Source organism: Acidobacteriota bacterium (assembly GCA_029861955.1).
Lineage (GTDB): Bacteria > Acidobacteriota > Polarisedimenticolia > Polarisedimenticolales > Polarisedimenticolaceae > JAOTYK01.
Genome location: JAOTYK010000001.1, coordinates 1 through 14,595, shown reverse-complemented (window position 1 = coordinate 14,595; position 14,595 = coordinate 1). Strand labels below are relative to the sequence as shown.

Sequence of the window (14,595 nt, the reverse complement as noted above, 5' to 3'; positions counted from 1 at the left end):
CGATTCATTCAGCGAGGAAGTGATGACGGAGTCTCAACGCGAGATCAAGAAACTGGCCGTGATCGGTGCCGGCAACATGGGCAGCGGGATCGCACAGAAGATGGCAACAGAGGGTTTCGAGGTTGTCCTGGTCGACATCGACGACGAAAAGGTCCAGCGCGGTCTGACCATTATCCAGGACACGCTGACCGAAGGCGTCAAGAGAAAGATCTTCAAACCCGATCAGGCGGAAGCGATCCGGGAGAGGGTCAAGGGAACCTCCAACTGGGACGATCTGGCCGACGTCGACCTGGTCGTCGAGGCGGTATTCGAGGATCTCGGCGTCAAGAAGGACGTCATCCGCCGACTGGAGTCCGTCTGTCGCGCCGATACGATCCTCGCGACCAACACCTCGTCGTTTCTCGTTGAAGACCTGGCCCGCGATGCAACCCATCCCGAGCGGATCATCGGACTGCACTACTTCTACCATCCTGCAAAAAACCGACTCGTCGAGGTGATCCCCGGCCCCGCGACCGCACCGATCCATACATCGCGGTCGTGGTCGTTACAGGAACAGATCGGCAAGACTCCCATCGCGTCTGCCGACGCATCGGGCTTCGTCGTGAACCGCTACTTCGTACCGTGGCTAAACGAGGCCGTTCGTCTCCTTGCGGAGGATGTCGCCGACATCCCCACAATCGAGGCGGCGTGTAAGAAGACTTTCAGCGTAGGAATGGGTCCGTTCGAGTTGATGAACGTGACAGGTGTCCCGATCGCACTCCATGCGGCGACCACCCTCGGCGAACAGTTCGGACCTCTGTATGCCCCCGACGATCGACTTCGGGCGCAGGTCGAGAGCGGAGAGCACTGGAAACTCGAGGGCGACGCGGACGAGGGACGTTTCGAGGCGGTTTCCTCCCGGATGCTCGGAGTCACGTTCTGCGTGGCCGGTGCGCTGGTTGATGAAGGAGTCAGTTCCATCGAGGACACCGATATCGGCGCGCGGGTTGGATTGCGATGGCCCCGCGGACCGTTTCAGTTGATGAATCGGGTCGGTGTCGTCGACGCGATGAAGGATGTCCACGCCCTCTGCGAACGATGGAACCTGAAGACACCGACGGTCCTCACTAAACAGGTCGAGTCGGGAAAGCCCTTCGAGTTTCGTCTCGTCAAGACCGACGTCGACGCGGGTATTGCGACCCTGACGGTCAATCGCCCGGACGCCATGAACGCGTTGAACGAGGCCGTCGTCGGTCAGTTGACGGAGGCCTTTCGGGACGTCTCGCATCGCGACGACATCCGCGGGATCGTGATCGCCGGTGCCGGGAAGGCCTTCATCGCCGGCGCCGACATTCGTTTCTTCGTTCGCAACATGGACGCAGGCGATCTGGAACGCATCGCCACATTCACGAAGGCCGGGCACATCCTGCTCAACTCGATCGACGCGTGCGAGAAGACCGTCGTCGCCCGTCTCGACGGCCTGGCCCTCGGTGGCGGTCTCGAACTGGCCCTGGCCTGCGACTACCTCATCGCCTCGGAGAAGGCGATGTTCGCGTTCCCTGAGACGGGAATCGGCATCTACCCAGGCCTGGGTGGGACCCAACGATCGACGCGTCGTGTCGGCAAGGGACTCGCCAAGTGGCTGATCTTCTCCGGTGCCATGGTTCCCGCCAGAACGGCCGCCGAGATCGGTCTGGTCGATCAGGTCGTACCCCACGGACAGATCGACTCCACGATCAAGCGTGTCATCCACGACGCCGCCTGCCTGGAGGATCAGAAACGACCGGAACCCTATGAGAGTTTACGCAACTTCTTTGAATCGAACAGCGTCGATGCGCTGCGGTCCGGAGAGGTCGAGGTCAACGACGACAAGTCCCTGGCAAAGGCGGCCAAGAGCGTCGGCTTCAAGGCTCCGATCGCGCTCACGATCTCAGAGAAGCTGATCGACGGCGGACTGGAGACGACGCTTCAGAACGGACTTCAGATGGAACTCGACCAGTTGGAGACGATCTTCTCCACCAAGGACGCGTACGAGGGCCTGTCGTCGCTCGGTCGCCGACGACCCGAGTTCAAGGGCCACTAGAGGCGGCTGCCATGGACGATGAACCACGCGGCGGAATCCTCGATTCCATCGTCGAGAGCCTTGCGAAGCTGTTGGACCTTCTGGGACTCAACGGCACGCGGTTCCGCTGGAAGTGGCGTCAACGCCGATTGAAGGCCGCAGAGTCCGGCGTCCAGGCAGAGATGCTGTTTCGGTCCGCCAAGGGCAAACACCGCATGTGTACCGAGTGTCGTGCGCTGGTGCCGCGGAGCGCATCGACGTGCCCCGAGTGCGGCGAGCAAATCCGTCGCGGTGCCAGCCGACCCGGAGCCGGTCGTATCGTCGGCAACCTGTTCCCGGGAATCTCCCGCGCGACCTCGCTCCTGATGCTGGCCAACGGGTTCTGGTTCGTCTTGATGCTGATGAGCCAGATCCGGAGTGGAAATGGTGGCGGCATCTTCGGTGGCTTCGATATCGAGCTGCTGATGCGATTCGGTGCCGGTCTCGGCGAACCCCACCTGATCGCCGAGGGGTTCGTCTCCGGCGGTGAGTGGTGGCGTCTCATTACCCCCATTTTCATCCACGGCGGACTGATCCATCTCTTCATGAACACCCTGTTCCTGATGAACCTCGGCCCGACGATCGAGGACCTGCTGGAGACGGACCGCTTCTGGGTCGTCTACCTGGTTTCCGGCGTTGCCGGGGCCACGCTGAGCGAGTCCTACATCGGCTTTCTGGTCCGTGGCGGATGGGCACCGACGGTCGGTGCCTCGGGCGCCCTACTGGGGCTGATGGGATTCCTCATCGCCTACGGCTACCGCGAAGGCGGCGCCATCTGGTCGGCGGTCAAGGCGATGCTGTGGCGGATGGCGCTGTTTCTTCTGGTGATCACATTTTTCGTCGGCAGCATCGATCATCTCGGCCATCTGGGTGGGCTTCTGGCCGGTGGTGCTTTCGGGTTCTTTGTCAAACCGGGTCGACTACGCGGAAGCACGTCCCGTGCGGTATGGGCAGCGTTGGCGGTGGTCGGTGTGATCGTGACCATCACGGCCTTTTACTTTGCAGCCCAACTGGCGCAACAAGTATCCCAGGGAATACCTTGATTTTGTCGATCCACCCACCCTATCGTTGATCGAACCTGAGTTCGCCCACCGATCTTCCACGGAGAGTTTCATCATGCGTACTATCTCTCGCCTTCTGGTCCTCGTCGTCGCAGCGACGGTACTTACCTCCAGCGGTTGCGCCTTCTTTTCCGCCGCAACCGAAGAACACACGACGGATCGAGACAAGATGAAGAAAGGTGCGGCCATCGGTGCCGCCAGCGGTGCCGTGCTGGGTGCGGTGCTTGGCGAGGGCGAACTGGACGAGATCCTCGCCGGTGCGGCCATCGGCGCCGGCGTGGGAGCCGGCGTTGGAACCTACATGGACAACCAGGAAGAGAAACTGGCGAAGATCCCCGGAACGACGATTGAGCGGAAAGACAAGGATCTACTTCTGGTTCGCTTCGACTCGGACATTCTGTTTGCCGTCGACTCCGCCGAGCTCAGCGGCAGTTCCTACAGTGCGCTGGAGCAGGCCGCCGCCGTACTCGTCGAGTATAAGAAGACGGCCATCATCTCCCAGGGACATACCGACTCGACCGGTAGCGACGAGCATAACCAGGGACTGTCGGAGAGACGTGCACAGTCGGTGGCACGGTACCTGATGGAGAATGGCATCGACAGTTCCCGCATCACGTCGCTGGGTTATGGCGAGTCCCATCCCGTCGATGACAACTCGACGACCGCGGGTCGAGAGAGGAACCGCCGAGTGGACCTATTGCTCAAGGCCAAGGTTCGCTAGGACCCATTCGGTTAAATGCAGATCCCTCCGTTCAACGAGCTCATCGGGACCACTGTCTCCCGGCGCGGGAATGGCGAGGCGGAGGTGTCCCTCGAGCTTCTGCCTCACCACCTGAATCTGCGGGGTGTCGCTCATGGCGGCGTGATGACAAGCCTGCTGGACAGTGCTCTCGGCGCGGCGGTCATCTCGTCGATGCCGAGTGAGTGGTGGTGTGCGACGCTCTCGCTCAACACGGAGTTCCTGCGCGGTCCGGTCGACGGTCGTCTGACCGCTCGCGGGCGGGTCGTACGACGCGGACGGAGCATTGCGTTCGCCGCCGGGGAGGTGGTCGATGATCGTGATCGCCTGCTCGCCACCGGAACTGGGACCTGGCGGCTGTGGTCGGGAAAACCGGGGACGAAGACCGCTCCGCCGGACACGATCCAGATCGAGGACACCGGCGAACGACTGCGCGTCGGGAAGATTCTTGCCATCGGCAGGAACTACGCGGAACACAACAAGGAGATGGGGTACACGACCTCGGAACCCGTCATGTTCCTCAAGCCGGTGACGGCGCTGGCCGCAGACGGTGCCGAGGTTTGTCTTCCCGACGGGTTCGGGCAGATCCACCACGAGGTCGAACTCGTCGTCGTCATCGGGCGCACCGGCAAGAGCATCCCGCAGGCGGATGCCCTGCAACACGTTGCCGGCTACGCGGTGGGTCTCGACCTGACTCTCCGCGATCTGCAGTCGGAGGCAAAGGACAAGGGACAACCCTGGGCACAGGCCAAGGGCTTCGATCAGTCGGCACCGGTCTCGAGCGCCATCTCCCGTGAGAAGGCCGGAGATATCGGCGAACTCGCGATCACGCTCGAGGTCAACGGTAAGACTCGGCAGTCGGGGAACACGTCTCAGATGCTTCGCGGTGTGGATGAGCTGGTCGCGTACGCCTCGCGGCTGATGACGCTGCGACGCGGGGATCTGCTGTTCACCGGAACCCCTGCCGGCGTCGGCCCGCTGACCCCTGGCGACACGGCGATCGGCCAGATCGAGGGAATTGGTCGTGTCCGGATCACCGCGGTCGCGGAGAACGCGGAATGAAGTCGGGCGGGCGCCTGGTCCTGCTGACCGGTGGATCGGCGGGTATCGGACGAGCGGCCGCGATACGGTTTGTCGAGAACGGCGATCGCCTCGTCGTGGTCGCAAGGAATCGTGAAGCGCTCGAGTCCCTCGCCAAAGAGTTGGGAGAGGACAACTGCATCCCGTTCGCGGCCGACCTGACGGAAACCAACGACGCCGACGCGCTGACCCATTTGCTTACCGGAATCGGAACCCCCGATGTGATCGTCGCCAACGCCGGCATCGGCCTGGACGCTCGGTTCGCGGAGACGACGGACGAGGCCCTGGAGCGGGTCTTCGATCTCAACGTCGTCGCCGTCTATCGTACAGTGCGCCCGCACATCGACGACATGGTCCGACGTGGCAGCGGTCGAATCTTATTCGTGTCGTCCATCGTCGGAAAGCGCGGCATCCCAAACTACTCCGCCTATTCCGGTAGCAAGTTTGCGCTCACGGGGATCGCCGAGGCCCTACGTGTCGAGCTTCGCAAGACCGGCGTGACGGTAGGCGTCGTCTATCCGTCATCCACCGAGACGGGCTTCCAGGATCATCTACTCCGTGAGGGCCCGGGCCAGAACCGGAAACGTCTACGTCGGCATTCCGCGGACTCGGTAGCCCGTGCGATCGTCAAGATGGCCGGCTCCAGACGACGCGAGAGAGTGCTGTCGCTCGAGGCTCGCTTCCTCAACATCGCGAACCGGCTGTCCCCTGCAGCCGTCGACGCGTTGCTGGCCCGCGCGCTCATGCGAAAGTCGGACGACTAGCCCGCCGAACCCTCGCCGAAGAGCTGGTAGCGATGAAACGCGGCCAGCACCAACGCATGGGTGATGCGTCTTTCGAGAATCAGGCGCGAAACATCTGCGAGTGGAACGACCATCTGCTCGAACGCCTCGTTGGGATCGGGGCGAGGATCTCCCACCCGGCGAAGTCCACGGGCAAGAAACGTGAAGCAACGGTTGTTCTGAATGGGAGGGTTGGGATGCACCCACCCAAGGTCGTCCCAACGGTCGGCCTCAAAGCCGGTCTCTTCGCGTAGTTCCCGACGTGCGGACTCCAGCGGCTGCTCGCCCGGGTCGCACATCCCACCTGGGATTTCGAGTGTGAAGTCCTCGATGCCGAAGCGATACTGTCGAACCATCAAGACACGATGGTCGTCGTCGATCGCGATGACGTTGATCCAGTCGATCGATTCGACGACGTAGAACCACTCGCTACCGACACCTTCCGGTCGTTCGAAACGGACGTGGTCGAGATCGAAGATCTTGCAAGCTTCGACCCGCCGCGCCTCAAGTCTGCGCCAGGGTTTCATGTCGAACTCGTGGTCCGGAGCCTACTCGGCGGACTCTTCCTTGGCCTCGGGCGCGGGGACGTGGATTCGGCGGAATTTGCGCTGCGCGCGACGGACCTTCTTGGCGGCCTTGCGACGGTCGACTCCGGTCAAGGAATCTCCGGCGGCGGCCATCTTGCTCTTCAGGGCGCTGACGCGCTTGCCGACTCTCTCTGCGTTCTCTGCGGGCATCTCGAATCTCCAGCGTCTTGGTTGGATTGTCTTGACGAACTCGAACGACCGGCAATGCTAGCACAGCCGTTTCATCTGGCTATAATCCCAGCATGCCACCCTTCGAACGTCATGTATTCGTCTGTGTCAACGAACGAGCCGCCGATAACCCCAAGGGGTGTTGCGTCCGCAGTGGCGGGCGCGAGGTCCACGCCAAGCTCAAGCGTCTGGCCTTCGAGGCCGGCCTGAAGGGCAAGGTTCGGATCAACTCCGCCGGCTGTCTCAGCACCTGCGAGGACGGCGTCACGATCGTCGTCTACCCCGAGGCGGTCTGGTACGGCCACGTCACCCCGGTCGATGTCGAAGAGATCCTCAACGATCACCTCATCGGCGGGACCCCCGTCGAGCGCCTACGAATCCAACACGCAACGCCTGCAAAGCCCGGCGCCGATGGATAACGAGGAGCCGCGTCGACGGCTCCTCGTCTGGTACGGGCAGCACGCCCGCGATCTTCCCTGGCGGAGCGAACCGGCTCCGTATCGCGTGTGGGTCTCCGAGATCATGCTTCAGCAGACGCAGGTCGCTACGGTCATCCCCTACTACGAGCGGTTCCTCTCGAGATTCCCCGACGTGCATTCGTTGGCCGCCGCAGAGGTCGACGAGGTTCTGGCACTCTGGAGCGGACTCGGTTACTACCGCCGCGCACGGCAACTTCATAGCGCCGCTCGGGAAGTCGTCAGCCGGCACGATGGTCAGGTCCCATCGGATCCTCTGGCACTTCGCGCGCTGCCGGGAATCGGGCGTTACACGTCGGGTGCGGTGGCAAGCATCGCGTTTGGTCTTCCGGAACCGATTCTTGACGGCAACGTGCGTCGCGTGATCAGCCGCATCGAGGGGATCGATGCCTGCGGCCTATCGAAGAGTGCGGAAGAGAAGATGCTCTGGGAGCGCGCGTCGACCTGGGCCATGGGCCCGCAGCCCGGAGATCTGAACCAGGCCCTGATGGAGTTAGGGGCGACGATCTGCTCGCCGACCCACCCTGAGTGTCCGTCGTGTCCCGTCTCGCAAGACTGTGTCGCAAGAAAGCAGGAACTCGTCGCAGAGATTCCCCGTCGTCTCGAACGAAGGGCCACCGTCAAGGTCCGCGCCGGCGTCGCGGTCGTTCGACGGGGAGATCGATACCTCCTGCAGCGCCGAGATCGAGGACCGCTTCGCGGCGAATGGGACCTTCCGTCCTGCGAACTCCCCGGCGAAGACACGGCGACCGGATCGTTGCAACGCTATCTCCTGGATCGTTTTGACCTCGACGCGCGCCTAATGGTGGTGGAACGAACCGTGACTCACGGCATCCTGCATCGTCGGCTGACCCTCGAAATCGTCGTCGGGTCCCTACGCTGCGGCCGGACGTCAGGAGTCGAAGAGCTCTGCTGGGTCTCGCGCGCGGGTCTTCGGTCGATGGCGATCTCGGGCGCGACGACGAAGGTGCTGATGGCGTTGTCCTCGGCATCGGGCTCCCGCAGGGCTCCCGTTGTTCCGACGGGGCGACCGAAGAGTAGGGGCCGGACCGCGTAGACGATGTCCCGACCCGCAAGCAACGCGGTCACTGCGGACGTCGTCGCCCAGACGAACAGCTCCCCTCGTGAGAGAGCCACCAGGTAGCACGAAAGAATCACCAGGAGCGCGTGCCCACAACGAACCGTCCCGCGCCGCGGTAACAGTCCGACGGCGAAGCCGACCACCGTCGCGAGTCGTGCGTACCAGCCGACTTGTGGTGTCAGCCAGCCCGAGAGCTCGTGCCACGGCCGGTCAACCAGCGCCAGGAGGTAGAGCCACAGTGCGAGGCGCGCGACCCCGCAGACACGACGCAAGATCGAATCCATGATTCGACGGTAGGTCCTTCTGGGGATCGATGATCTCTTCGCCGGCCGAGATGGGTTTCGGGATGAATACTTGTCGCGTCCCGCCGGTCGGTGCTACTTGTGATGGATGACGGAAGTTCGCAAGCTCTGGATCCCGGGAGACGGCATACGGCTCGAGTCGGCGCTCCGCGTGGCCGAGCGACCTCGCGCACTTGCGGCGGTCATGCACCCCCATCCCCTGCACGGCGGGACGCTCCATAACCCGGTCATTTTTCACAGCGATCGGGAACTGCATCGCGTCGGCATGACGACCCTCCGTTTCAACTCTCGCGGAACCGGAGAGAGCGAAGGGACCCACGATGACGGCCGCGGCGAGATCGAGGATATCGCGGCGGCCGTGGCATGGCTTCGCGGTCTGGCACCGGGAGTTCCCATGCTGCTGGTCGGATTCTCGTTCGGGGCGGTGTGCTCGATCGGCTATGCGATCCGCGACGCCAATATCCGCGGCGTCATCGCCCTCGGACTTCCTGTCGACAAGTACCCCTTCGACGAACTCCCCTTGCTGAAACGGCCGCTGTTCGTGGTCCAGGCAGAAAACGACGAGTTCGGGACGCCCGACCGGGTCCGGCAGCGAACGGAAGGAATGCAACCGGCCGCAACGATCCGGGTCATCGAAAACACGACCCATCTGTTTCCGGAACGGGCCCGAGATGCGGCCTCTGCCGTCGTCGACTCCGCAGAGACTCTCCTCTCCGACCGCTAGCCGACGTGAATCAGGTCCGTCTGTATCGCACCGAAGACCTCGACGGCTCCTTCGGTTGTGATGAAGACGTCGATCTCGCTTCTTACGGCCATTTGCCCGGCGAGATAGATCCCCGGTTCGATCGAGAAACAGCTTCCGGGTGCTAGACGTCGTTCGTCGCGGGTCTCCAGGTTATCGATATTGGCACCGTTACCGTGGACATCGAGCACGCCGATGCTGTGCCCCGTGCGATGGACAAATGCATCGCCGTAGCCGGCGTCACGGACGACGGCTCGAGTCGCATCATCAACTTCCCATCCGAAGCACGGCTTGCTCTGCTCGAATCGACTTCTCACGAACTCCAGTCCGCGATCCCTGCCGCTCACGACCGCATCCCAGATCTCGCGATACAGGTCGGGTGGGTCCTGACCGGCAAACCCACACCAGGTCACGTCGTAGTAGACGCCGGCCGGCTCACGACGGCGAGCCCAGAGGTCGATCAGAATCGTATCGCCGTGATGCAGCGTGTAGGCGTTCTCCGCGGTCGGCTCGAAATGCGGATCCGCGGGATGATCGTTGAAGCCGACGATCGGGACCGAGCCGTCTGTGGTCAGGCCGTTCGACTCGAATTCGTCGAGAATGAACGAACAGACATCGAATTCGGTGATCTTCTTTCCCGCCCGCAGGGCCGCGTCCATCATGGCGTAGGCGTCGTCCTTGATCCGCAGGATCGTCTCGCCCGCCTCGCGGTGACTCGCGAACCCCTCGGCGTCGAAGAGGGCGTCGAACGTCTGGACCAGATCGGCGGACGTCACGACCTCGACACCGGCCGCACGGACCATCTCGATGGTGCCCGCGTCGACGTTGGAGACGTACGGGATGTTCCCCATCGGCGAATACTGCATCGCGATCTTGTTCCGACCCTTCAGGATCAACGCGAGCTGCTGATGGAGCTGCTTCCACGAGAGATACGTCTCGCTCTTCCCCGGCAGACTATCCAGCCGGGTCGGCTCGACCGTGCTGCAGAGTTTCGTGGGCTCACCGTTGGCCGGGACCAGGTAAAACCAACGTCGTGTCGTCATGGTGTTCATGTCGACGCCGAGCACGCGATAGCTGATGGGGTCCTTGTGATGAAAATCGAAGAACAGCCAGCCGTCCAGCCCCTGGTCGCGAATCGCCTCCTGGATGGCACCGAGATCCATCGTCCTCTCCTTGCCGGTTACGCTGCCGCCCGGGCTTGTTCAAAGAATTCCTCGACGGCGTCCAGGAATGCGTTTGGAGTATCTAGTCCACTGATCTTCAATCTTAGATGCTTTCCGCCGACAAGTCCGCGTGTGTACCAACCCGTAAAGGTCCGCAACTTGTGGAGGCGGAATTTCGGGTCTGCCTCCTGCTCCAGCATTAACCGAAAGTGACTGACGATGACGTCGTGACGATCCTCGAGTGTCGGCTGGTAGACCGGCTCACCGCGAAGAAGCGCCTGGGCCTGGCGGTAGATCCAGGGGTTCCTCATCGACGCACGACCAATCATGACGCCGTCGCAACCCGTCTCGCGCATCATTCGCCGGACGTCCTCGGCCTCGGTGACGTCACCGTTGCCGATCACAGGGATCGTGAGCGCCTCGCGCAGTCGTGCGATCCGCGACCAGTCGGCGGTGCCCCGATACATCTGCTTGGCGGTGCGGGGGTGTAACGCGACGGCATCGACGCCCTCGCCCTGACAGATCCTGCCAAGCTCCAGATAGTTCAGCGAGGTGTCGCGGATTCCTGCGCGGAATTTGACGGTGAGGGGGATCTTGATGGCGCCTCGAACCTCGCGAATGATCGCCTGCGCCAGATCGAGGTCGGACATCAGCGAACAGCCGGCACATCCCTTCAGGATCTTGTTGGCGGGGCAGCCCATGTTGATATCACAGATGTCGGCGCCGATCCCCTCGACCACCCGGGCGGCTTCTGCCATGCGCGACGGATCCGAACCGTAGATCTGGATCGAGATCGGTCGCTCCTCCTCGACGTAATGCATCATCTGCAACGTGCGCTTGTTGCCGCGGGTCAGGGCTTCCGACGAGATAAACTCCATCGTGACAAGCCCCACTCCGCCGACACGCCGGAGGACCAATCGAAACTGACGATCGGTGATCCCGGCCATGGGAGCCAGCACCAGGGGTGGGTCGATCGATAGATTGCCGTAGCGGAGCATCGCTCTATCCTAGCGAATTGCTCAGCGTCCTTCGAAGCGGGGCGGCCGCTTCTCGGCGAACGCGGCCAGAGCCTCGGTCCGATCGTGGGTTTCGAGGACCTTCTGATAGCGCTCCCACTCCAACGCCAGAGCCTCCTGGAGCGGGAGATCGAGCCCTAGCTCGATCGCCTGTTTTGCCAGGCGGATGGCCACCGGGCCGTTGGCGCAGATCAGCCCCGCCACGCGATTTGCCTCATCCGCGAGTCCGTCGTCCGTTGCGACGAGTTGCGCCACGCCGTCCCGCAGAGCCGCCTCTGCGCTGAACAGCTCGGCGGTGAAGATCCAGCGCTTGGCGACGGCCGCTCCGACCAGACGCGGGAGTCGCTGCGTCCCACCGGCACCCGGGATGATCGCCAACGCGGTCTCTCGCAGACCGATCTTGCTACTCTCCGCCAGAACACGAAAGTCGCAGGCGAGGGCCAACTCGCAGCCCCCACCGGCGGCCACACCGCTCACCGCCGCGATCGACGGGAACGGCAACGCCGCGAGCCCCTCGCAAACCCCCGCCAACTTCGGGACGAACGCCCGAACATCGTCCACGGTCATGGTCTTGCGTTCCTTGAGATCGGCCCCGGCGCAAAAATGTTTTCCTGCGGAGATCAGGATCAGGCAGCGGGCATCGTCATCGGAACTCAGCGCCGCCAACGCATCCGTCATCTCGTCGACCAGCACACGTCCGAGCGCGTTGACCGGAGGACGATCCATAACGAGACGACGCATGCCGTTCGGTTCGCTCTCTATTCGGATCGTCTCGTAGCGACTCATCCCAACTCGCCGCCGGGTGCCATCGCCCCACGGGTTCCCACATCCGGTAGTACGTAGTCGTCGGGGACCTCAACCAGGATACGCAACAACGCCATCGCATGGGTCTTGCCCTGGGCATCGGTCTTGAGACTGGCCGATCCCCCTCCGCCCAGCGAGTCGTGCAGGATGAAGTTCAAGCCCATCACGTTGGGCATCTCGAATCGATCCACCGTGCCGAGCACGATCCCGCCGAAGTGTTGCTTGACTCGTTCGGCGGTCAACCAGGCTTGCAAGATCTCGTAACCGCGAGCGTCATACGCCAGCACACCGACGTTGGACCCATCGCCCTTGTCGCCGGAGCGCGCATGAGCCATCGCATACAGCGGAACCTGCATCACTCGACCTCCTCGACCGTCACCTCGGGGTGCACCAACGATTTTGGAATCAGGGTCGGCCAGTAGCCCAACACCTCGGTGGCCTTGGGTCGGCCGCCGGCGAACCCCGTCACACCGGGCGGCCCTGACGTGACAAGCGGCGCCAGTTCTTTTCCGAACCGGTCGACCCGCTGCCGATCGGCGTCCTTCACGCCGACACGTAGCACGACCTCGTTGACGGATCCCGTCGGGCAGATGTCGCCGTGGGTCGAGTCCACACCGACGTACTCGGTAATGGTGTCGTCGTACTCGTACCCCGCCCGGCGAAGACGTCCCCACAGGGCTTCCGCACAGATCTTCGCCTTGGCCAGCGCGTCGGGCCCGCTGACCGTCAGTTGGCCGGTGGCCTTGTACCCCTCGAGATAAGAGATCGACACTTTGTAGGTCTCGGTCGCGTCGGCTCCGCGGATCCCGGAGACCCGCACACGGTCCTTGCCCTGCTGCTCCAATTGGATCGACGTGAAATCGACGACACAATCCGGGGTGATGTAGCGATGGGGGTCGCCCATCTCGTAGACCAGTTGTTCGGCCACCGTATCGACGGTGACCATCCCACCCGTCTTCTCATGCTTCGTGACGACGAAGGAACCGTCTTCGGAGCATTCGACGACGGGATAGCCCAGACGATCCCAACCCTCGACTTCCCACCAGCGACTGTAGTTGCCACCGGTGCATTGCGCTCCGCACTCGATGATATGACCGGCGACGGTACCCGCCGCCAGCAGATCGAGATTGTCGCTGCCCCAACCGAATTTGGCGATCAAGGGAGACAGCACTAACCCCGGATCGGTCGTACGACCGCTCACGACGATGTCCGCTCCCTGTCGCAGCGCGTCGGCGACCGGGAACGAACCGATGTAGACGTTGGCGGAGAGAATGCCGTCGCGGATTTCGGAGAGTGGCCGACCGTCGTCGAGGTTATCCAGCGCGACACCGGAGGATACGATCTCATCCAGACGATCGAGGATGTCATCGCCTTGCACGACGCCGACACGCATGCCCGTCGCCCCCTGCTCTCTGGCAACGGCGAGGAGCGCGCGACGACAGGCCTGTGGATTGACCCCACCGGCGTTTGCGACGATACGGATCCCACGCTCTCTGAGTCGCGGCAGCGTACGTTGGATCAGGTTGATGAAGTCGGTCGCGTACCCGGCCTCCGGGTCTCGTCGACGTAGCTTCTGCATGATCGACATCGTGACCTCGGCGAGATAGTCGAGCGTCAGGAAATCGATGGGCCCCTCGTCGATCAACCGCTCCGGAGCGTCGATCGAGTCACCCCAGAAGCCTTGCCCGTTGGCGATGCGCAGCGTGCGATCCTCGGACACGGTTGCCCCTTTTGCCGACCCTGTGCGGCCGGGAACTCGAGACCGGGAAGGCCATCGAGAGGCTGGAATTATAGCGGGCGCAGCCGACGATTCCAACGTGACCCGAAGAATGTTGTAGTTACGACGCCACGCGACGCGTGGCGCTGTCATGACCCGGGATCTGAATGTCGATGGGCTCAAGTGTCGACTATCGCGGACGTCGTCGTGCTAGATCTGCGCCGAGCTCGTCGCCGAAAGCGGCTAGCCCGAGATCCTTCCGGCAAACAGCCGCTTGGCGAGGAAATCCTGCCAGGTCCAGAGCGATGAGGTCAACCCGACTCGCATCGCCGGCGAGATCAGCTCGGGCCTCCGCTCTGTCATGCGCTTGATGAAGTTTCGCCAGATCGCAAAGAGCATCGCCCTGCCGTTTACGTTGGCACTCTTGCGACCAAACGCGATGGTTTCCCGACGATGATGGGCCTGGCAGTGCCGAATCAACTTGTGCAGCAGATCGACGGCAAACATCGCCTGATCCCGTTCCTTGGCGACGACCCGGCTCCGACCCGACGATCGATCCGGGTTGGCGTGTATCGAGTGGCGAATGAGGGTGCCGGATGTGAACCGACGATTGAGTCTGTTGATGGCGGCGCGATAGGCCGGATGATCATCGCTGATCAGGTCGAGCCCGCCAGGGCTCCTACTTAGGAGTCTTTCCAGCGTATTACAGGTGGAATCGATCCGGACACCGGGCGTCGTCGGGTCGGGGGTGCGCTTCAGCATTCGCTTGCGTCGACTGCGTCGGCGAGACCCTCGGT

At 62.8% G+C, this 14,595-nt stretch carries 16 protein-coding genes; 8 read left to right on the top strand and 8 right to left on the bottom strand.

The window, feature by feature from the left end:
• Positions 1-22 precede the first annotated feature (22 nt).
• The 5 genes from OES25_00080 to OES25_00060 all read left to right on the top strand — a co-directional run bounded on the left by OES25_00080 (position 23) and on the right by OES25_00060 (position 5,724).
• Positions 23-2,062: a 3-hydroxyacyl-CoA dehydrogenase/enoyl-CoA hydratase family protein gene (locus OES25_00080; GenBank protein MDH3626034.1), complete on the top strand. Its 2,040-nt coding sequence runs from the start codon at positions 23-25 to the stop codon at positions 2,060-2,062.
• An 11-nt stretch (positions 2,063-2,073) separates the two neighbouring features.
• The gene (locus OES25_00075) at positions 2,074-3,123 is read left to right on the top strand and encodes a rhomboid family intramembrane serine protease (GenBank protein ID MDH3626033.1); all 1,050 of its coding nucleotides are present in this window, start codon (positions 2,074-2,076) and stop codon (positions 3,121-3,123) included.
• A 73-nt stretch (positions 3,124-3,196) separates the two neighbouring features.
• A complete protein-coding gene (locus tag OES25_00070; GenBank protein ID MDH3626032.1) occupies positions 3,197-3,862 on the top strand; it encodes an OmpA family protein in 666 nt (221 codons plus the stop codon).
• A gap of 15 nt (positions 3,863-3,877) precedes the next feature.
• A complete protein-coding gene (locus tag OES25_00065; GenBank protein ID MDH3626031.1) occupies positions 3,878-4,942 on the top strand; it encodes a fumarylacetoacetate hydrolase family protein in 1,065 nt (354 codons plus the stop codon).
• Positions 4,939-5,724, top strand: coding sequence for an SDR family NAD(P)-dependent oxidoreductase (locus tag OES25_00060; GenBank protein MDH3626030.1), 786 nt, complete (start codon positions 4,939-4,941; stop codon positions 5,722-5,724). Before OES25_00065 ends, OES25_00060 begins: the two co-directional genes overlap by 4 nt.
• On the opposite strand, the gene OES25_00055 is transcribed toward OES25_00060, so the two are convergent.
• Together OES25_00055 and OES25_00050 are read right to left on the bottom strand one after the other, a co-directional pair.
• Positions 5,721-6,269, bottom strand: coding sequence for an NUDIX hydrolase (locus tag OES25_00055; GenBank protein MDH3626029.1), 549 nt, complete (start codon positions 6,267-6,269; stop codon positions 5,721-5,723). The genes OES25_00060 and OES25_00055 overlap by 4 nt on opposite strands.
• Positions 6,270-6,290: 21 nt before the next feature.
• Positions 6,291-6,479, bottom strand: a complete 189-nt coding sequence (locus OES25_00050; protein MDH3626028.1) for a hypothetical protein — start codon at positions 6,477-6,479, stop codon at positions 6,291-6,293.
• Positions 6,480-6,571: 92 nt separating this feature from the next.
• Between OES25_00050 and OES25_00045 the strand changes: the two genes are divergently transcribed.
• The 3 genes from OES25_00045 (at position 6,572) to OES25_00035 (ending at position 9,080) form a co-directional block, all read left to right on the top strand.
• Complete coding sequence (locus OES25_00045; GenBank protein MDH3626027.1) at positions 6,572-6,916, top strand: (2Fe-2S) ferredoxin domain-containing protein; 345 nt, start codon at positions 6,572-6,574, stop codon at positions 6,914-6,916.
• Positions 6,909-8,030, top strand: a complete 1,122-nt coding sequence (gene mutY, locus OES25_00040) for an A/G-specific adenine glycosylase (GenBank protein MDH3626026.1) — start codon at positions 6,909-6,911, stop codon at positions 8,028-8,030. Before OES25_00045 ends, mutY begins: the two co-directional genes overlap by 8 nt.
• A 414-nt stretch (positions 8,031-8,444) precedes the next feature.
• The gene (locus OES25_00035) at positions 8,445-9,080 is read left to right on the top strand and encodes an alpha/beta hydrolase (protein ID MDH3626025.1); all 636 of its coding nucleotides are present in this window, start codon (positions 8,445-8,447) and stop codon (positions 9,078-9,080) included.
• On the opposite strand, the gene OES25_00030 is transcribed toward OES25_00035, so the two are convergent.
• The 6 genes from OES25_00030 to OES25_00005 all read right to left on the bottom strand — a co-directional run.
• Positions 9,077-10,261: a M24 family metallopeptidase gene (locus OES25_00030; protein MDH3626024.1), complete on the bottom strand. Its 1,185-nt coding sequence runs from the start codon at positions 10,259-10,261 to the stop codon at positions 9,077-9,079. The two genes, OES25_00035 and OES25_00030, sit on opposite strands and share 4 nt — an antisense overlap.
• 17 nt (positions 10,262-10,278) lie before the next feature.
• Positions 10,279-11,259, bottom strand: a complete 981-nt coding sequence (dusB, locus tag OES25_00025; protein ID MDH3626023.1) for a tRNA dihydrouridine synthase DusB — start codon at positions 11,257-11,259, stop codon at positions 10,279-10,281.
• 21 nt (positions 11,260-11,280) lie between these two features.
• Positions 11,281-12,063: an enoyl-CoA hydratase-related protein gene (locus OES25_00020; GenBank protein ID MDH3626022.1), complete on the bottom strand. Its 783-nt coding sequence runs from the start codon at positions 12,061-12,063 to the stop codon at positions 11,281-11,283.
• Positions 12,060-12,437, bottom strand: a complete 378-nt coding sequence (locus OES25_00015; GenBank protein ID MDH3626021.1) for a hypothetical protein — start codon at positions 12,435-12,437, stop codon at positions 12,060-12,062. The genes OES25_00020 and OES25_00015 overlap by 4 nt, the downstream gene beginning before the upstream one ends.
• Positions 12,437-13,801 carry a DUF1446 domain-containing protein gene (locus tag OES25_00010; GenBank protein ID MDH3626020.1) on the bottom strand — a complete coding sequence of 455 codons (1,365 nt, stop codon included), beginning with the start codon at positions 13,799-13,801 and terminating at the stop codon, positions 12,437-12,439. Before OES25_00010 ends, OES25_00015 begins: the two co-directional genes overlap by 1 nt.
• A 240-nt stretch (positions 13,802-14,041) precedes the next feature.
• Positions 14,042-14,595 (bottom strand): hypothetical protein (locus OES25_00005; GenBank protein ID MDH3626019.1); only part of this gene is annotated, 554 nt, incomplete at its 5' end.